This window comes from Streptomyces sp. NBC_01454, from assembly GCF_036227565.1.
Taxonomy (GTDB): Bacteria; Actinomycetota; Actinomycetes; order Streptomycetales; family Streptomycetaceae; genus Streptomyces.
In genome coordinates this window covers 252,717-269,559 of sequence record NZ_CP109462.1, presented here as the reverse complement: position 1 = coordinate 269,559, position 16,843 = coordinate 252,717, and the positions used below count along the sequence as shown (strand labels likewise).

11 protein-coding genes are annotated in these 16,843 nt (G+C 71.7%); 10 read left to right on the top strand and 1 reads right to left on the bottom strand.

All coding sequences use genetic code 11. The features are described from left to right. Positions 1 to 169 precede the first annotated feature (169 nt). Entirely contained in the window at positions 170 to 1,474 is a 1,305-nt protein-coding gene (locus tag OIU81_RS41135) for a helix-turn-helix domain-containing protein (RefSeq protein WP_329156093.1), read from the top strand. 165 nt (positions 1,475 to 1,639) lie between these two features. Further along, a complete protein-coding gene (locus OIU81_RS41130; RefSeq protein WP_329156091.1) occupies positions 1,640 to 3,850 on the top strand; it encodes a hypothetical protein in 2,211 nt (736 codons plus the stop codon). A 95-nt stretch (positions 3,851 to 3,945) separates the two neighbouring features. Here the strand turns inward: OIU81_RS41130 and OIU81_RS41125 are convergent, their stop codons facing one another. Next, complete coding sequence (locus OIU81_RS41125; protein ID WP_329156090.1) at positions 3,946 to 4,380, bottom strand: hypothetical protein; 435 nt, start codon at positions 4,378 to 4,380, stop codon at positions 3,946 to 3,948. Between the two features lie 695 nt (positions 4,381 to 5,075). Between OIU81_RS41125 and OIU81_RS41120 the strand changes: the two genes are divergently transcribed. From OIU81_RS41120 to OIU81_RS41085, 8 genes are all read left to right on the top strand, one after another. After that, complete coding sequence (locus tag OIU81_RS41120; RefSeq protein ID WP_329156089.1) at positions 5,076 to 7,586, top strand: hypothetical protein; 2,511 nt, start codon at positions 5,076 to 5,078, stop codon at positions 7,584 to 7,586. A 209-nt stretch (positions 7,587 to 7,795) separates the two neighbouring features. After that, positions 7,796 to 8,017 carry a hypothetical protein gene (locus tag OIU81_RS41115; RefSeq protein ID WP_329156088.1) on the top strand — a complete coding sequence of 74 codons (222 nt, stop codon included), beginning with the start codon at positions 7,796 to 7,798 and terminating at the stop codon, positions 8,015 to 8,017. A gap of 14 nt (positions 8,018 to 8,031) precedes the next feature. Next, positions 8,032 to 8,403: a fic family toxin-antitoxin system, toxin component gene (locus tag OIU81_RS41110; protein WP_329020759.1), complete on the top strand. Its 372-nt coding sequence runs from the start codon at positions 8,032 to 8,034 to the stop codon at positions 8,401 to 8,403. 5 nt (positions 8,404 to 8,408) lie between these two features. Next, positions 8,409 to 9,164, top strand: a complete 756-nt coding sequence (locus OIU81_RS41105) for a hypothetical protein (protein ID WP_329156085.1) — start codon at positions 8,409 to 8,411, stop codon at positions 9,162 to 9,164. 247 nt (positions 9,165 to 9,411) lie between these two features. Then, entirely contained in the window at positions 9,412 to 10,251 is an 840-nt protein-coding gene (locus OIU81_RS41100) for a DUF6292 family protein (protein WP_329156084.1), read from the top strand. A 48-nt stretch (positions 10,252 to 10,299) separates the two neighbouring features. Then, positions 10,300 to 11,217 carry an aminoglycoside phosphotransferase family protein gene (locus OIU81_RS41095; protein WP_329156082.1) on the top strand — a complete coding sequence of 306 codons (918 nt, stop codon included), beginning with the start codon at positions 10,300 to 10,302 and terminating at the stop codon, positions 11,215 to 11,217. A gap of 432 nt (positions 11,218 to 11,649) precedes the next feature. Continuing rightward, entirely contained in the window at positions 11,650 to 15,387 is a 3,738-nt protein-coding gene (locus tag OIU81_RS41090; protein WP_329156080.1) for a hypothetical protein, read from the top strand. A gap of 151 nt (positions 15,388 to 15,538) precedes the next feature. After that, positions 15,539 to 16,774, top strand: a complete 1,236-nt coding sequence (locus OIU81_RS41085) for a hypothetical protein (protein WP_329156078.1) — start codon at positions 15,539 to 15,541, stop codon at positions 16,772 to 16,774. Positions 16,775 to 16,843: the final 69 nt, after the last annotated feature.

Below are 16,843 nucleotides of genomic sequence, written 5' to 3'. Positions count from 1 at the left end.
CCCTATGGAGCCTCGCTTGCGGCTCCGGAGGTCCTGGGCGGCAGCGCCACCGGCTTCACCGGCCGCGGAAAGCCCGTCCGCGCAGACGCGTCCGGCGGCCGAAACCGTTGATGTCAACGTTTCCGGAGCGCCTTGTTTTCGCTGGTCGAGGCCCTTCACGCTGTGTTCCGTGACCGCACAACGACAGGAATCGCGTCCGCTCCACCCCGACGTACGCAAGCGCCGTAGCGCCGCCGTGCTCGCCATGGCCGCCGCGCTCGAACACCGTCCTACGCCCACTACCCCTGACCAGCGGGCGTTCCTGGTGTGCCTGGCCGATCTCGCCCGGATCTGCCTGCCGAACGGCCCGACCAGCACGCCCAGCGACGATGACCTGCGAGTCCTCGCCTTCGCCGGGATGATGAGCCAGTCCAACGACCACGGCTACCGCGAGACCGACGAGATCTTCGACGGCGAACTCCTGATCGACGGCGCCTACTACCAGATCCCGGACAGCCGCCGCGGCCCCTACGCCGGGGCCCCGGAAGATCCCGAGACCAATCCGCGGCGGCTGGTCGCGCGTATGGTGCTGCGCATCCTGCAGCAGGTGACCGGCGAGGAGAAGCACCTGACGGCCGCCCGTGACCTGCTCACCTGGGCCGTGGACGCGCCGCCCCTGGCCCGCGAGTTGATGACACGTCGGGTTCGTGCGGGAAAGAGCCGCTCCGAGATCGCCGCCACCGCCAACGTGTCGTCCGTGAGCACGGTGAGCAACTGGGAGTCAGGGCGTACGATCCCCCACCGTCACGACTGGCCCGGACTGTGCGACGCCTACGGCTTCACGCAAGAGGAGTTCGTACGATTCCTCGACCGCACCGGACCGCCCGAGCGCCGTGGCGCACCCTCCCGCGAACCCGCCGAACCCGACCCTGGTGCTGCCTCCGACCGGGTCGACGTACCGCATGACGACTGCGATGTGCAGAAGCGCCGGGTCACCCAGGAGGCACCCCGGCTGGGTGCGTACCCCGTCTGGCAGGACGACGTCGACGGCCTGCCCGGAATCGGGGGATGGTTCATCGACATCCTCCAGGACGAGGACGACACCGATGACGCTGGCGCCCGGCGCCGGCGGTCGGGTCCCAGCACGATCCCCAGGTCCGCCCCCGAATCCGGAAGCGTGCTCGGGCCGGTGTCACTGTCGGCGCTCATGCACCGGTCGGACTGGGCGATGTTCCTCCTTGAGACGAGCGGTCCGCTCGGCGATCACGCGACCCGGCAGGTCGCGGCGCGTCAACGGGGTACTCGTCCCGACGGTCAGGCCGTCGCAGCGGCCCTGGAAACAGCCGCGGAGCTGGGTTTTGCCTACCAGCACGCCCGCCTGCTGCACTCGCTCGGCCAAGAGCCCCCTTCGTCGGACCTGGAGGCCGCGGCCGAGCGGGGTGTCGCCGATGCGCTGTCGAAAGTCGCGGTGCTCACCGTCATCTTCAGCCGCTGAGGCAGCCATGCGGTTGTTCCTGACCACGTCCGGAGCTGCAGGCACGCCACGCTGGCGCCGGGCGTCCGGCTGTCGCCCGCACGCGGCGCCGCTGCCCGACTCGGCGTGGAAGACTGAACCGGTCGCCGCCCTACCGCCCCGGGCGGGACGGGGTGGAGAGACGAATTGAGCAGGCCCGAAGACACCGACGCGTTCAGTGCCTACGCCGAGGACGCCCAGTACTACGAGCTCCCGGAAGAGGACCTGGACAGATCACTGCCCGCGTTCTCCCGTGGTCTTCTGACGGCGGCCGGCCGCATGCTCGCCACCCTCGCCTACCGTGACGCCGCCACCTACGGAGACCGGTCCTTCGATCGCTCCGCCCCGAAGGCAACCGGCACCGTTCTGCACCTGGCGCCCGAAGCCTGCGACACCCGCGACCGCGCCTTCCGGGCCGGGGCGGCCCGCGCCTTCCACGATCTGGCCGAGGATCTCGACGCCGGAAAGGCCCCGCTGCCGCGCTGTGCGGCGGAGGACTGGGCCCTCGCTCAGATGCTCACCCTGGCATCACGCGCGTGCGCGGCCACCGACGGGGAACTTCGCGCCCTGGGCGTCCCCCTGCCCGAGGAGCGCAAGGAGGGTTCGTACCGTCCACCGTACTGGGAGGACGCCTGGCAGTTCATCGTCGAGGGCGCGAAGTACTCCATCCCCGAAGCCCAGCCCGCGGACACCGGTGAGGACGCGGAGGACATCGAGGACGAGACGGTTCCCGAGCCCGAGGGAGGCTGGGACGGGCCCGACTACTGGTTCTCGCCCTACTCCATCACCACGCCCCGCGACCCGCACCGTGGGCATCCCGCATGGGCGCAGGCCCACCTCGACGGCGCACCCCTGGTCCCTGTCGGCCCGCTGTCCGCCGAACGCAGCGCCGAGCTCTTGCGGCTCGGGTCCCGGACCACGGCGTGGGACGCCTACGAGGGCCAAGCGGAGTACGAGGAGCTCGCCGAGGTCCTCACCCCGCAGGCGGCCCAGGTCCTGGCGGTGGCCGCCGGCATCGTCGCCGAGCGCGGCTACCACGACCTCCTCCACTACGGTGACCGCGTCTTCGACCGGCCATCCGAGGAAGACGAATGGCGGCTCCACGACTCGTTCCTGCTGGAGCTGCCCCGGATCTGCGACGGACAGGGAGCCAGCTGGCGCCTGGCCATGGTCCGCGCGCTCGACGACCTCGCCGACGACCTGCGGGCCGGCCGCGCACCCCTGCCGCGCTGCACCGCCGAGGAACTCGCCTTCCACCTGATGCTGCGCGAAGCCGAAGTGCTGTTCGACTTCCTCGAAGACGACGAGGACTTCGCCGAGGGCTACGGGCTCCCGCCAGCCGAGGAGTTCACCGCCCGGCACCGGCAGTTCGGCCTCTGGCGCGAGGCCTTCCTCCAGGACGAGGACGTGCTGTTCCACTACGACGAGGGCCTCGCTCACGTCGCAGCCGATCCCGACCATCCCGCCAGCCAGCAGCTGGGCACCGGAGACCTGCGCCCCAACGCCTGGTTCGTCACCTTCGGCAATCTGCGGGCCCGCGACGCGGCCCGCGGCTTCAATCCGGACGTCCTTGACCAGCTGCGCACCGCCGACCCGGACGCGTTCTTCGCGAGCACCCCCGCCCTGACCGCCACCGTGCCCGAAAGCCCCTCCACCGCACCGGACTTGCGCGACGAGTTCGAGACCTTCATCGGCTATGCGCAGCGGCGTTTCTTCGACGAACCCACCGCGGTAGCCATGGCCGCCAGCCTCGACCGGCTTCTCACCCTTCTCCTGGCGACCCCCGTTCTCGGTCTCGACGTATGGCCGCGTCACGACCGAGCTCAGGCCGAGCAGGCCGGACCGCTTCTGGTCGACCGCGACTTCTGCCTTGCCGGCCGCACCCACGTCTGGAGGCTGCACGCGGACCAGAATGAGCGTCACGCCCGCACCTGGGCCCTGAAGCTCCTCGACGACTGCTCCGCCTACGCGCTGCGGGCCCTCGCGGCCCCGGTCCCGTCCTACCTGGCGCACCGCGAGCCCGCGCGCCCCGCGCCCGACCCGCAGTTGCCCGGCAAGATCACCGCGCGGCTGAACGAACTCGCCGAGCCGGACACCGCACGCGGCACCCTGCGCCACCAGCTGGCCGCACACAAGATGACCTGCGCCGACCTGGCCGACGCGGCGATCCTGCCCGAGACACTGGTCGCCGCATGGCTCGACGGCACGGGCACCATCTCGCCCGCCCAGCTCGTCCGCTGCGCCCCGGTGCTGCAGATGCCCGAAGACGTGCTTCTCGCATGCCTTGGCAGCGGCCGTGACCGCTACTACTGGCCGCTGCCCCAGGCCGATCCGGATCAGATCGCAACCGGCACCTGAAGCAGAAGCGCATGCTGCGCCGCGCCCCGCAGCGGTGCGGCAGGGGCGCCGCCGTACGGTCGCTCGCAGCGCCTCCGTCACGGCCGCCGGACGGCCTACCTGGTCAGGGCGGCGACGGCGGCGCGGAACTCCTGGGTCTGCAGAGCGACCGTACGGCGCTGGGCGGGCGGTTCGCCGTCCTCACCCCAGACCCGGTGCAGGGCTGCCATCAACCGCTCGTTCATGTCGTCGTTCACTGCCTTCGCGAACTCCTCGGGTGCTTCGCGCAGATCCTGGATCACGACGATCGTGCCGTGCCGGGTGCCGATCATCCCGAGCGTGTTCACCTTCCAGCCGAGCGTGCGCGCGGCCTTGCGCATCGCGGCCCGGATCAGCTCCACTCCACCCAGCCCGACCGCTTCCTCATCGTCCAGGTTCATCTGGTACCCGCCGCCGTACCCGCCGCCGCCGTCGGGGCAGCTGCGCTGGAGCAGCGGCATCAGGACCTCGGCCATGGCGACGCAGCGGGGATCTTTCGCGAAGGACGGCACACCGCCAGCGTAGGCCCTCACCCGAGCGGTGTGTGGCGGACACGAGACGGGCCGCTCCAGCCGGCGATAGCCGCAGGCCAGGGCGGCTCTGCATGATCAAGGGATGTTCGCTAAGTTCCGCCGACGTCGTCACTCCGCTCCCGCCGCCGAGCCCGCTCCTCCCACGTCCGAAGGGCAGGCCAAGGCGCCGGTCGCGGACCGCGAGATGCTTGCCCGCACCTCGGCGAACCAGGCTGGCTCGGATGCGTCCGTAGCGGCGAGGTGCGGGCGGGTGGGTGCCGGGAATTTTCCCCGAAGCAGCTGGGTGCACCGACGGCTCCGAAGCGTCACCGCCGAAACGTCACCGAGGCGGACCGGTCGACGAATCGGGCACTTGGTCCAGCGGGAACGGATCTCCGACAGGATGGGAGACGCTCCCGGCAGCGGGGTGAATAACCACTGCTCGCAGAGTTCGGTCGGTGCACAACGTGCTGGACCACGCGGACTGGCGGCCGGGCGGGCGATAGGATCGGGGCTGCGTCTGTCACCGGGCGTGCCGTGTCCGGACCCACCTCCGGGCTGTGGTGAATCCAGCTGCCGCTGGGAGCGTGATGCAGTGGTGACCGTTGGCGCTCCCGCCTTTCTTTGACCGCCCTGTATGCACTCCGGCGCCGGTCGTGGTGGGACGGCCCGGGCCGGAATGTGCAGGAGCCGTCGTGTCGCCGAAGAACAGCACGAACATCAGCAACCGCCAGGACATCGCCAGGGCTCTCAACGCCGAGACGCGGATGGGGTACCAGCGTGCCCTGGAGCGCGTAGTCGACGCCGCCGAGAAGGGCCTTCTCCCAGCCGTGCTGGACGCGGCCGGCCGTGCGGAGGCCGTCCGGATCCTCTCCGCCCCGACCGGACCCCAGCCGGCCGACCGCAAAGCTGCGCGCATCACCCAGGGGGTCGGCGAGGCCGCCCCCGTCGCTTCGCCGGCCTTCCCGCTATGGGACGGAGCAGCTGTGACGTGGCCGGACGCCGGGACTCTGGGCAGCACCGCTCCCTCGAACCACTACGTGGCCGCGGTCCGCGACCGGCTGCGCCAGGACATGGCGAAGTTCCTGATCGACCGCGCCGGAGCCCGGCGCGCCGATGCGGACCACTGCTGGGAGCTTGGTCACTGGATCCCGTCGGACCACGCCGCTCACGCCGTCCGCCAGGCCCAGCAGTACCTCGGCGACAGGGGATGGACGCAGGTCCGCATCCTGTGGGCCCGGCCCGGTGCGCCGTTCGCCGAGCCCGAGTGGATCAACGTCGACGTCACCAGCGTGCACCCGCGCAGCGCCGGCCTGCGGGACCTGCCCTGGCTGAGCGCGTACGACGGCCGGGACCACTTCGCGCTGATGCTGGCCGACATCGCCGCCCTCAGCCTGCCTGGTGACGACGACGAGACCGCCCCCGTCGATCCCGACGACCGGGCGAAGGCCCTCGCGGCCAGCGTGCAGAACCCCGACCTCGAACGGGTCGACGGTGCCCGCCGCGGCGCCCTTTACCGGGCATGGAAGGACGAGGAGAACCTGCTGCGCGCCTCGGCGCACCCCGACCGCCCCGCACTGGTGCCGCTCGGCGGCGTGGGGATGGGCGGCGGCGAGGTGGCCCTCGACCTCGACGCACCGTTCCTCGGCCACCCGACCCGGCAGACCAGGGACCTCCTCAAGCGCGCCGGGACCTGGGGCCTGACCCTGCGCGAGGTCCGCGAACACCTCGCGATGGACGATCCCCAGGCTCTGGCCTACCTCGGCGCGATGGCCGGCCAGGGGCTGCTGATCGCACCCGGTTCCGGCACCGCCGCCGACCGGGACGGTGGACGCTGGAAGATCACAGCAGACGGTGTGGGGCTCGGCCGCGGCACCGGCCGCAAGGTGGTCACCCGCGCCAGGGCCGACGCCCTGGCCGCCAAGGTCGTCACTGCGGCACGCGACATCAACGCCGACCCCGACTCGCTTTGGTGGGTCAAGGAGATCCGGGCCGCCGGCCCCTACTCCGACCCCGGCCGTGAGCAGCTCCTGCACGTCGACCTCGCCGTCCACCTGTCTCCGCGGCTGTCGGACCAGACCGAGCAGGCCAAGGCCGAGGCCCGGATGGAGGACGACGCCAGGGACGCGGGCATGACCGGCCTGGTCCGCGACATGGTCGGCTACGGCCACTGGCGCACCAGGCTCGCCCTGGCCGGCAAGGGCACCACCGTGCGGTTGTTCATGCTCCCCCTGTACTCCGAGGAGGGAACGGTCTTGTTCCGGGAGGACCGCGACCTGACCGTCAGCCGCACCACGCCGCGGTACCGCAAGCCCGAGCCCGGCACCGTCGGCCGTTGCTCCTGGTGCCGGCGCGAGGTGCCGGCCACCCGGATCTCGCGGCCCGGCGAGCCGCGCAAGTCCTCGCCGATCGCCCTGTGCGAGGACTGCCGGGGCCTGGGCGGGGTGTCCGGCCGCGCCGACGACTACCAGGAGGTCTACCCCCACGCGAGCTACAAGGCGCTGAAGGAACTGCGGGAAGGAGGTGCGTTCCACGGCACGGGGTGCGCGCTCTGCGGGCGCCTGCCCGCCACAGGGCACCAGTGGTGGGAGCAGTGGAGCGGAAGCGAAGAACCCGATGCAGTCCTGAGGCTTTGCCAGGTCTGTCCGGGCCTGCTGGGTCTGGCCGACCGGCGCGAGCGTGAGCAGGAGTGGAGGGAGCTCCACCAGTCCGCCTGCCTGACGGGGATGCACGCGATCCTGCGCGAAGAGGCAGGGCTCGAGCCGTTCACGGTGCCGACGAGGAAGCGGAGGCTCCCGCGCCTGACCGCGTTCCACCAGCAGATCCTCGAAGCCATCACCGTCAACGGCGTCATCTCGGCAGCCGACATGGACCGTATCGACCACGCGCAGGAGCTCTACCGGAAGCGTGACTGGTGGCAGTCGCGCATGGGACACCTGCTGCAGCACGACCTCGTCACCCCTGTCGGAGGCGAGTGGAGGCGCCCGTGGTCGCGGATGCGCGCCATGGACGACGAGGAGCGCGACCTGGTCCGCAAGATGCGGGAGCTGCATGTCCCGGGCCCGGTCTGGAACGGGACAGCCGTCGTCGAACTCCAGCCGCCCGCGGACTGGGTCTGCTTCGCGGACCAGCTCAAGACGCTGGCCGACAAGCACGACCGCCTGGCACTGGGCGTGCGGGAAGCAGCGCAGGGTCGGCACGTCTGATCTGATCCCGGCCCCGAGGCCGTACGCGAGCTGGGCAGCTTCATCCAGGAGCAGATGGCCGCCGCTGTCGGGGACCTGTCCGGCGGCCCGCCGACCCGCGCGTGAACCGTCCGATCCACCCACCGGCCAGGGGCCGCTTTGAAGACCGGGGTCACGGGAAGAACCGGATCGGCTTCCCCCGCCCGGCCCCGGACCGCTACCGTGGTCTCATGACGAGGTTCCAGGTCGAGATGAGCGACGAGTCAGGCGGCAGGCTCCGGCGCGCCGCCGCGGCCGAAGGTGTCGACCCCGACACGTTCGCGACTGCCCTCGTCGAGGCGAACATGCCCCGGCATCTGTTCCTCACCGGCGCACAGGCGTGCATCGACGAGCTCGGAGAGTCCTTCGCCGTCCGGTTCGGCCCGAGCCGCCCCGGCCGCCAGGTCGCCTGAGCAGAAAGACCCTCGTGCAGCTGTCGATCGATCGCCGTTGGCTGTTGGAAATCATCGAGCAGCGCCTCGGTGACCATCCGGACATCACTGACTGGGGTGCGACAGCCGCGGCCGTGGCCCGGCACAGCGACACGATCATGGATCAGGTCGTCTACCCGGAGCCGCATCACCGGGCTGCGGCCTTGCTCCAGTGTCTGCTGAGGATCCCCGCGCTCGCTCACTCCAACGAGATCTTCGCCCTCTCCGTGGCCTACGGTTTCTTGAACATGTGCGGGTTGACCGTGTCGGCGAAGGCCGACGAGGTCGGGGACCTCGTCGAGGCGACGCTCGCCGGGACCGTCGATGTCCGGCAGATCGCCGCCCAGCTCAAGAGCTGGACCAGCTGACCCGCATGTGGACGCAGGTCCAGATCAACGGCCTGGACGTCTTCACGCAGTATCCGAGCCCGTTCTCCCCCGGCCCGCTGCAGCCCGACGTGCTGACCGGCGGCCTGGACGCCGCGCAGGTGCGGACACGCGACGCGCACCACGAAGCCGGGCACGCGGTCATCGGCATGGCCGAAGGCCTGCCGGTGTCCCTCGCGGTCCTTGGTGCTGGCTCGGCGGAAAACCCTACCCCGCCGGGTGCGTACGCCGAATCCGGGAACGTCTCGGTCGGCCCGTTCGCGGTGGCGCCCCTCGACAGCGTGCTCGCCTTCCACGTTGCGGGAGTGCGTGCCGCGCACCGCTGGCTGGACCAGGAGCAGTTGTTGACCCCGGCGACGGCGTTCCTCAACGACGTGGTCGCGGGCGTAGGCGATCAGGCCAAGCTCCGGTCGGTCGATGCCGCGCAGCCGGTGCTGTTCACCTACGGGACGGGACGTCCGCAGCAGGTGCCGGACGGCTGGGACCATGTGGAGCTCGCTACGGTCTACGCCCGGGTGGATGGCCTGGTCGAGCGGTACTGGCCGTACATCGCTTCGGTGGCCGGCCATCTGCTCGCGCACGGCCGGGCGGATGCCGAGGATCTGGCGGTCCTCTTCCCGCGAGCGCAGCGGCCCAACGGCCGTTCAGAGCTGAGCAGTTCGCTGCCTCCGCGGCCGTCGTCCGAGATCCCGGCCGTGAACCCTCCTCCCTCCCGTGCCACCGAGCGCTCCTCACGGGCCTGAGCGTTCTGACCTGCCTGTTCTCGATGTTGGGCGGACCGGTTCCTGCTGCACGGGGTGTTGTCAGTGGTGCTTGGTAGCGTCGGTGTGAACGGCTAGACGCGTACTGCCGTCCGCTGCCGTCGCCCGCGCCCACGCCGCGCGGTGACTCAGTTGGCCAAGGTCTCCCGGGGCCCGTGCTCTGTTCCCCTGCCCGGTATGAGTGCTGACTGCCGGCGGCAGCGTGGGGTCGTCGCACCAGGAGTACGTCATGCCGAAGAAGCAGCCCACCACCTCCAAGAAGTCCCGCACCGCCGCTCGACACGGCGCGAAGTACACGGCGGCCCTGCGGCAGCAGCGCAGCCCGCACACCATCACCGCGGTCCTGGTGCCGAGCTGCCGCGGCTCCCTGGACATGACGCTCGGCAACTGGACACGGACCGTGCACAACGTGCGGAGTCTGAGCGACGCCCTGTACTGGGAGGGCTGGGAGATGGCGCGCGGCCAGGATCCTCATGACCTCTTTCCCAGCGGCGGTGAACTGCCGGTCTCCCGCAGCGTGCGCGGCATGCTGGAGGACCAGGCCGCCGAGATCCGGGGGACGGTCCCCTTCTCCCAGACTGCCGACGCCTACGCCTGTGCCGTCGCCGCCGCGATCGAGGCCCGTGGCGGGCGGATCGCCGACTGGGACGTTCAGGTCGACGAGGACCGCCGGATCTACATCACGCTCGGAGAGGACTACGAGGACCGCGAAGCCGATGAGGAACAGCCGCGGCGCTGGGTGGTCGGGTGGATGGACACCCGCGGATGGTTCACCTTCCTCGAAGCGGCCCACGGCGAGTCCCTTGGCAGTTGCCTGAGCGATCTGGCCTGCCCCTTGATGTCCCTGCCCGAGCACGTCGCCGCCGAGGTGGCCCACCTGTGGGGCGGGGCACCGGCAGTCGAGCCGATCCCTGGGCTGGAAGAGCCCGGGCGGTTGTGGCGGGCGCCCCACGGGTACGTGCTGGACCCGCCCGTCACCGGTGACCCGACGGACGTGATCCTGGACCTGGAGCGGTCGTTGTCCGCCTACCTCACGCACCCGGATGCCGGCGCGCGGCAGGCCGCGTAGATGTGACGCCAGGGGCTGGTGGCGGCCGCCGTCGGAAGAGAGCCGTCGGTGGCCGCCGGCATCTACCAGGTGACGACTGACGCGACCCTGGGCGTCGATCGCCCGGTGGCACCGATGGCGGCGCTGACCAGGGGGCGAACCGAGAAGATGACGAGCACACAGGTGCATGGTGTGGAGCTAACGTGCACTGGCCCGAACAGCCGAGAGATCGGGGAATCTGGAGCCATGCAGGGAACAGAGGGCGAAGAACCGCTGTCCGGTGGACGGATCACCCCGGGCGTAGTTCGTGTGGGCGACACCGTCCGGCGGCCGGTGACAGCCAGGTCGGCATTTGTCGCCGAACTGCTCGGCCACCTCGAAGCGAGGGGATGTACCGGCGCACCGCGCTATCTCGGTCTCGACGACAGCGGGCGCGACACCTTCAGCTACCTCCCCGGCCGAGTTCCGACGAGATTCCAGACGTGGAGCAACGAGCAGGTTGCCGTCGCCGGCTTACTTCTGCGATCGCTCCACGAGGCCACGCGTGGCAGCCGCCTCGCTGCCGGCCACCCGGTGGTGTGCCATCACGACCCCGGCCCGAACAACGTCGTCTTCCGAAACGACCGGCCCGCAGCCTTCATCGACTTCGACACAGCCGCTCCCGGCCATCCCCTGGAGGACCTCGGCTACATGGCCTGGACCTGGTGCGTCTCCTCCAAGCCACAAGCCCCACATGCCCATACCCAGGCTGCCCAGGTACGGATCCTCGCCGACGCCTACGGGCTCTACGCAGCTGATCGAGCCGATCTCCTCGACGCCATGCTCGACCGCCAGGCCCGCAACGCCGACTGGTGGCGTCAGCACCTCGACGTGCCCGAACCGCGCGTGGCCGATGACGAACAGATCCGCTCCCGCATCGCATGGTCCCTGCGCGAACACAGCTACACAGCTGCCAACCGATCCGTCTTCGCGAAGGCCCTGCGATGACTCCACCAACTGGATCCGCGCCGCGATGCCCGACTCCCTGACGTGTCGGGAGAACTGAGTGGCCGTTCCCCGGAATGGACGACCACGAGAGAAAGTGAGCCAGAGTCCGAACTGCTGCCGAATCGTCGTTGTACATCGTCATTCGAGCCAACCATCGGCTGTCGACGACTCGGCCCAGTCTGCTCGATCACACCTTCTTCACACCATTTCGTCGCTAGGCTGGCGACAACGCGCCCTGGCCGTCGCGTCCCCCCGTGCGTGGCGGCCGGGGCCGTTTCGCGCCCGCAACCCAGGTGATGGCGGGCGGCCCGCCCCTGCGGGACAGCCTCGGCCGGCATCCGGGGGCGTCATCGGAGCAAAACGGGCGCGCAGTCGGGGAGTTGCCTGCGAGGCTGTCACTCCAGATCAGCCGGTTCGGGGAACGGACGCACGATGACCGCCAGGCACCTCACCTCCGCACAGCACCGCCGCGTGGAGTGGAAGGCCCTCGACCGGGCTATGGCGCGGTTCTCGACCGACTCGCTGATCGTGCTCCTCCAGGCGGCGCTCGTCGCGCCGGACAGCGCCCGCTTTCATGATCATCTGCTGCTGCTGTTCACCCGCGTCCTGCGCACCCCGGCCCGCGGTGGCATCCCGGCCGGCGCCGCCGACCTGCCCGTACTGGTGGAGGCCTCCGTAAGGGCCGCACCCGGGCGCGGCGTCGTGACCGATCGGGACCCGGGGGATGTCCGTGACCGGGTGCGGTTCACCGTGGCCGGAGACCAACTGCTGGTCCACCCCGGGCAACTCGCCCACCCCTTGCTGGTCCTGCGCACCCTGAAACTGACCGCGGCGGCCGTCGACGAGGCTCTCCACGAGGTTCTCGGATTCGGGGCGGAGGACGTCCTCGAGCTGGTGCTGCGCCTGACCGACCGGAGCCTCGCCGCGCTCTCCGAGGCCTGGCCGGAGCCCGGGACCGCGCCGGACAGCGAGGAGGGGCGCGAGGTCTCCTGCCGGGTCACGCCCGCCGAGGTCCGCGCGGCCCCGGCGATCGCCTGCGCGGATCCCGCGGAACTCGTGCAGGCCGCTCGGTGCCCGGAACGCGCCGAGCGGGCACTGCAGTGGCTGACGTGCCGCGTCGAGGATCTGCCGCTGCGCTACCACCCGGACATGCCGCTGCTCGGCCCGGTCCTGGCGGTGACCGCGCACGGCCGGCGTCTGCCCGTACCGGCCTGCGCCGCGACGGAGGCCGCCGCCCCGGCCGTCGCCCGCCTGCTCACCTGCCTGCCTCCGGCCGGCGTGGAGGCGGCCGAGGCACGAATGCAGGAGGTGACGGTCGCCCGGCTCGCCCAACTGCTGGGCCTGGAAGCTGTTCCCGCCCGGCCGGGCCCGGTGTGCCTGCTCTCCTCCCCCAGCCATCGCTACGACATCGCCGTCGTCAGCGCTGTCGCGGACGGCGCCCTGGGTGCGCGCGTCGAGGAAGGCCGGGCCGCGCTCGCCGACGCCGACGTGCCGGCAGGCCGCGGCCGGCTCGTGGTCTACGGCGGCCCCCGGTTCCTCGGGCCCGAACTGATCCGCGACACCCTCTTCCTGCACGTGGAGGAGGTGGCCGAGATCCTGCACGACGCCGACGGCGACCTCGCGGTGCTGGCGCTGTTCGTCCTGGAGCTGACCGAGCATCCCGGCGTGCACGGCGTTTTCTACCGCGACGCGCTCGACGCCTGGTCGGCCTGGCACCGCGGCGGGACGCTGCTGGCGCCCGGCCCCGACGGCGACGACGTCGCCATGGTCCCCGAGGCCGTACGCGACGAGGTCTGGGAACGGGCCGCCGCGCGCGTGGGCGTCGACGAGGCCCTGGCCGCCGCCGGGCTCCCGCCCGCCGGGGACTTCCGGCACGCACGGCTGAGCGAACCGGAGGCGGGCGTGTCCGGCGTCCACGCCGACCTTGAGGACGCCACGTCGGGAGGGCCGGTGGTGGTGCGGGCGGCTACCGTCCCGCCGCTGGTGATCGTCGCCGTTCCCTCCCGCGAGCCGGGCGCCGTCCTGGACGCGGCCGGTATCGCCGGGCTCGCCGATTCGCTGCGCACCGCGCTCACCACCATCGCGCCGGCCGCCGCCCACGCCGCGCTTCCCGGCGGTGCGCCGCTCCTCGTGCAGGTGACCGTCGCGCACCAGGCCCATCCGCACCCGGACGGCCCGGATCCGGACGGCGACGCGGCGATGGAGGAGTGGCTGCTGCTGCGGGCCGGTGCGGACCCGGAGGCCGGGCGGATCAGCATCGACATCGACCCGCCGCTGCTCGCCGCGTTCACCGGCGACGGCAGCCAGGGGCACCACATCCTGGGCCGGCTCCTGCACCATCTGATCGAGCAGGTCCGCCGCGGCCGCGGCGCCGGACCGGGCACCGACGCCGACGCCTTCACCGTGGCCTGGGATTCTGCGTTCCCGGTCCTGCGCCTGACCGCCGCCACCAACGCGTGGCCCGCCACGGCCCCCGCCTTCACCCTGCCGCGATCCCGGCACGTGCACGCCCGGGCCCTGCGCACCGCGGCCGGCGCCGTACGACGCGCCGGCGTACCGGCCGGCACCTGGCGCGGCCCCGACGCCTACCGCCGGGGCGGGCCCGCCGAGCAGCTGCTGCACGCGCTGGAGCGTGAACTCGACGAGCAGACCCGCGCCTACCAGCCCTCTCTGGTCGGCGAGTTGGCGCGGCAGTTGAACGCCGCCTGGGCCGATCGCACCCGCTCGGCCCAGCAGAGCGCGGTGAACCTCGCCGCCCCCTGGGCGGCGAAGTGGATTCCCGAGGCCGGACAGCGCCAGGTCGACGGGGCGAGGGCCACCTCCGCTCTGCACCTGCTGCTGCAGCAGGCGCTGGCCGGTCCGCCCGCCGGTGGCCGGCCCGTCGACGTCCTCGCTGTCGCCGAGCTCGTGGCGCTGGCCGAACTCGTGCTGCACAGCGGCATCACCGCGGTCTCCGCGGCCCGCCGCCTGCACGACCTCCACCTGGACATCGACCCCAGCGGCGTCTTCACCCTCACCTCCGGCCCGGACCCCGGCGAAACCGAGGCCGGCCCGGCACAGGACACCGCGAGCGGCGAGCACCTGGGCTTCGACGCCCACGCCTACCACCGCGCCCGGCAGCAGCGCCTGATCGCCCAGGCCATCGCCGCGGAGCCTGAACTCCCCGATGCCGCCTCCGTACTCGCCGCCCCGGCCGCACGCACCGAGACTGCCTTCACCGCGCCCGAGCTGCCCGCCGGCAGCCAGCTCGCGCACGCCGACCGGCTGCTTCACCAGCACTGGGGCTGCGGCATCGCCGGGCTCGGCGCCGTCCTCGCCACCGCGTCCGACTGGCCCACCGGACCGGACGGAACCGCCGCCGTCACCACCGAGGACCTGGTGGCCGAGACCGCCACCTGGTCCACACTGCCCACCGACCACATCCGCGCGGCCATTGACCGGCTCCGCCTGCACCCCGGCAACGCCGCCGGCACCGGCCCGCACGCCTACGCCGAAGTCGAACGCCGGTCCCGGCCCTTGACCCATCCCCTGATCGACGCCGGCGAGACGCTCCTGGTCCTGCCCTGGCTCGCCTGCGCCGCCCGCGAGGCGTACGCGGCCTATCTCGACGACGGCCGGCTCCCGCACCCCGACCTTCCCGTCCCGGTCACGCAGGCACTGCTCCGCCACCGCCAGCAGCTCGACCAGCACCTCGAGCGCGAGATCAGCGAAGCAGTCCGTACCGCCGGGCTGCCGCACCGGTTCCGTCTCCTGGAGAAGACAGCCGCTGGACTCGGCATCCCTGGTCTGGTCGGGGAGATCGACCTCCTCGTTGCCGATCCGGTAACCGGCCGGCTGTGGGTGATCGAGGCGAAGAACCCCACCGGGGCCGTCGCACCCCACGCGCTGCTCCAGCACATCCAGAAGTTCACGACCCGCTATCGCGACAAGCTCCTGGCCAAGGCCGCCACCGTCGCCGCCCACCCCGGCCAGGCAGCCGCGGCCTGCGGCGTCACCGGCGAACAGGACTGGCGCGTCCTGCCCCTGATGGTCACCCGCACCATCGAGCCGGCCGCGTTCCTCGCCGACCCCCACGTCCCGTACGTCACCGCCGAGCGTCTCACCGCGGTCCTGGCCGACCCAGCCGACCCCGAACCCGGCTGGATCCGGGCCACCGAACCGGCACACTGACCCGGGCATCGCCGCGGTACCCGAACGCGGCCCGCAGGGCGGGAGGATGCGGCCAGGTCCTTCCCGTCGGACAGGGCACGTTGCCGGCTCCCGCCCGCCGGGCGGGCGGCACCCTGGCGGCCGGGTACCGCGGCCGTACATGATCAGCCGCATGGGTAGGAGCGCCTGGGACAAAGAAGCGAAGAAGGTCGTCTGGGCCGACGACGACATCAAGGGCCTGCCGCCGGGCCTGGCCGGCGGCCGCTACCGTTGCCGGGCCTGCCGGGAGTGGCTGATCTTCAAGGGAACCAAGACCGACTCAAAGGTCCAGCCGCACTTCGCCCATCGCGGCGGAGAAGGCTGCAGCAGGCCGGAGGAAGAGGCCTTGCTCGACGCCGCTGACGAAGTCGTGATCCGGCTACGCGAGCAGATCCGCGCTCTTGCCGGCATCGCGCACTGCACCACCACGTCGCCCGGTGAGGACCCGACGGACCCGTCCGGGATGCCACCCGCGGTCATCGCCCAGTGCGGCACCATCACCGTGGTCTTCGAGGCTCCGACGCAGGCGCTGCCGGGGACGGAGGCGATCCGGCGCAGGATCCGAGCGGTGCGGGACGAGCATGCCGGCGCGCAGCACGTGTGGTTCCTCAAACGGGACCTCTCCCAGTTCAATCAACTCGACCCGCATCCAGTGTGGCTGCGCGGCAAGGACGTGGCGCACGAGCAGGTGGCTCCCAACGAGCAGCAGGAGGCCATCCTCGCGGCCGGCGGGCACGTGTACTGGCTGGACGGGAAGGTCGTCCTCGTCCCTTACGGCATTCGTCGCTTCCGTCACCCGGTACAGAGCGGGCAGGACTGGACCAACTGGCCGCGGTGGCGCTCGGATCCGCGGGAGGACTGGAGGATCAGCAAGCCGCGCCCTGCGCCCGACGCCGACACCTGGGGCCTGGTGCCCATCGCCTTCGCCTCTCTCACGCGTACCCGGGGCACCTTCCGGCCCGCCGACGCGCACCACGTGATGGACGAGCTCTACACCGTTCAGGAGAGCCGCTTCAACTGGCGAAACCAGCGCGCCCGGGAGGTGTACGCCGCCGTGCACGCTCCGCCCCCCGCTGTGTCGGAAGCCGAACCCGCACCGGCGCCCACAGAAGCCGCCCGGGCCGCGGATCCCGCTCCGGAGACAGCCTTCTCCGTGTCACAGGAGGCGGAGCCGGATCCGGTGGACTCCGGGCAGACCACGTCCGGCGAGCACGAGAACGGCGGCCCGACGTACACGGTGATCCCTCCGCGCCCCGTGAACCCGCCGTTCGTGCCGCCCGCTCCTGCCCCCGCGGCGCCCGCCGCCCAGACCCCGTTGGTACGGCGATGGCAGCGCCTGCTCCGGATCCCGCGGCGCGGAGGTTCGTGATCCCGGCGCCCGGCCTGCTCAGCCGGTCGGCCGTGAACTGCCCGTACGCACGTCGGCGTCGTTGGGTAG

Bases quoted from the DNA above. Each gene is read 5' to 3' on its own strand.
- OIU81_RS41100 (WP_329156084.1), top strand. From the start codon at position 9,412: ATGCCGAAGAAGCAGCCCACCACCTCCAAGAAGTCCCGCACCGCCGCT.
- OIU81_RS41115 (WP_329156088.1), top strand. From the start codon at position 7,796: ATGACGAGGTTCCAGGTCGAGATGAGCGACGAGTCAGGCGGCAGGCTC.
- OIU81_RS41105 (WP_329156085.1), top strand. From the start codon at position 8,409: ATGTGGACGCAGGTCCAGATCAACGGCCTGGACGTCTTCACGCAGTAT.
- OIU81_RS41085 (WP_329156078.1), top strand. From the start codon at position 15,539: ATGGGTAGGAGCGCCTGGGACAAAGAAGCGAAGAAGGTCGTCTGGGCC.
- OIU81_RS41090 (WP_329156080.1), top strand. From the start codon at position 11,650: ATGACCGCCAGGCACCTCACCTCCGCACAGCACCGCCGCGTGGAGTGG.